At 69.3% G+C, this 1,946-nt stretch carries 1 protein-coding gene; it reads left to right on the forward strand.

Going from position 1 to position 1,946, the window contains the following annotated elements:
- Positions 1-26: 26 nt before the first annotated feature.
- A partial coding sequence (locus tag STSP_RS34250) for a xanthine dehydrogenase family protein molybdopterin-binding subunit (protein ID WP_078067737.1) occupies positions 27-1,946 on the forward strand: 1,920 nt, incomplete at its 3' end.

The following is a 1,946-nucleotide window of genomic DNA, read 5'->3' on the forward strand; positions in this document are numbered from 1 at the left end:
CCGCGCCGAAGCTGGAACGTGGCCCGATGACGCTGCTGGGCGGATCGCCTCCGGCTCCGCTGCAGGACGACCGCGTCCTGCACTACGGGCAGCACATCGCGATCGTGGTGGCCGAGAGTGCGGAGGAGGCCCGGCACGCCGCACGGCTGGTACGCGTCGAGTACGAGGCGACCGAGGCCGTGCTCGACGTCGACGACCCGCGTGCCGAGATCGTCGAGAACCCCTGGGGTCTGGACACCGAGCGCGGAGATGTGAACGCCGGATTCGCCCGGTCCGACGTCGTTGTCGAGGGCACCTACACCACCCCCGACAACACCAACAACCCGCTCGGCCTGATGACGACCATCGCGTCCTGGCACGGGGACGCGCTCACCGTGCACGACTCCACCCAGTGGCCGCACAACGTGCGTACCTCGCTGGCCACGATCTTCAAGGTCCCCGAGAGCGGCATCCGCGTGCTCGCCCCCTTCGTCGGCGGCGGCTTCGGGGCAGGCCTGCGCGTGTGGTCCCACGTCATCCTCACCGTGCTCGCGGCCCGCGAGGTCAAGCGCCCGGTCAAGCTGGTACTGACCCGGCCGGAGATGTTCACCTCCGTGGGGCACCGGCCCAACAGCGTCCAGCAGATCAAGATCGGTGCCACCCGCGAGGGGCACCTCGTCGCCCTCGAGCATCACGGCATCTCGTCGGTCGCGATGGAGGATGACGACTACGAACCGGTCTCCTTCGGTTCGGCCGTCTCCTACGCCTGCCCCAACGTGCTGACCCGCGACCGGCAGGCACGCCTGAACATCCCCTGCCCGGGCTCCATGCGCGCGCCTGCCGAGGGACAGGGCAACTTCGCTCTCGAGTCCGCGATCGACGAAGTCGCCTACGCCGTCGGTATGGACCCCCTCGAGATCCGCTTGCGCAACTACGCGGAGGAGAACCCGGTACTCGGCCTTCCCTGGTCGAGCAAGGCACTGCGGGAGTGCTATCTCGAGGGCGCCGAGCGGTTCGGCTGGTCGCGACGTACACCGGAGCCGGGCTCCATGCGCGACGGTCTGTGGCTTGTCGGCTACGGCCTGGCAGGCGTCTCCTACCCGTTCTACCAGGTGCCGTGCCAGGCCCGCGCTTCCGTGCGTCGTGACGGCTCGGCGTACGTGCGCAGCGCCGCCACCGACATCGGAACCGGCACCTACACGGTCATGACCCAACTGGCGGCGGAGCTTCTGGGGCTCGACGTCAGCCGGGTGCGTTTCGACCTCGGCGACTCCGACATGCCGTACTCACCACAGGCCGGCGGATCGGGACTCACCGGCGCCCTCGCCAACGCCGTCCACGCTGCCTGCCGACGCCTGGTGCAGGAATTCCTCGACGTGGTGCGCGACGACACCGAATCCCCACTGCGCGCAGCCGCGCTCGATGAAGTGACGGTCACCGCCGGGCGCATCCACCGCATCGCGGACCCCGAACAAGGCGAATCCTACGTCGACATCCTGGCCCGGCATGGTCTGGAGGAACTCAGCGGCGACGGCAGAAGCACGCCTCCTCGGACGGAGGAACTGGGCATGGCCATCGCCGGCGCCTTCGGGGCGAAATTCGTCGAGGTACGCATCGACCCCGAGCTGGGCCTGCTGCGCGTGGCACGGGTGGTGTCCGCCATCGACGGCGGTCGGATCCTCAACGAGAAGACCGCCACCAGCCAGATCGTCGGCGGCACGGTCGGCGGCATCAGCCAGGCGATGTTCGAGGAAACAGCCACCGACGACGTCACCGGGCGCATCGCCAACGCGACGTTCGGCGACTACCTCATGCCTGTCAGCGCGGACGTTCCCGACATGGACGTGCTGTTTGTCGGCGGGCCCGACCGGGCAACCGCCGTCGGCACCAAGGGAGTCGGCGAAGTCGGACTGGTCGGCCTGGCCGCGGCCATCGGCAACGCCGTCTTCCACGCCACCGGACGCCGC

The sequence above is a fragment of the Streptomyces jeddahensis genome, from assembly GCF_001642995.1.
GTDB classification, from domain to species: domain Bacteria; phylum Actinomycetota; class Actinomycetes; order Streptomycetales; family Streptomycetaceae; genus Streptomyces; species Streptomyces jeddahensis.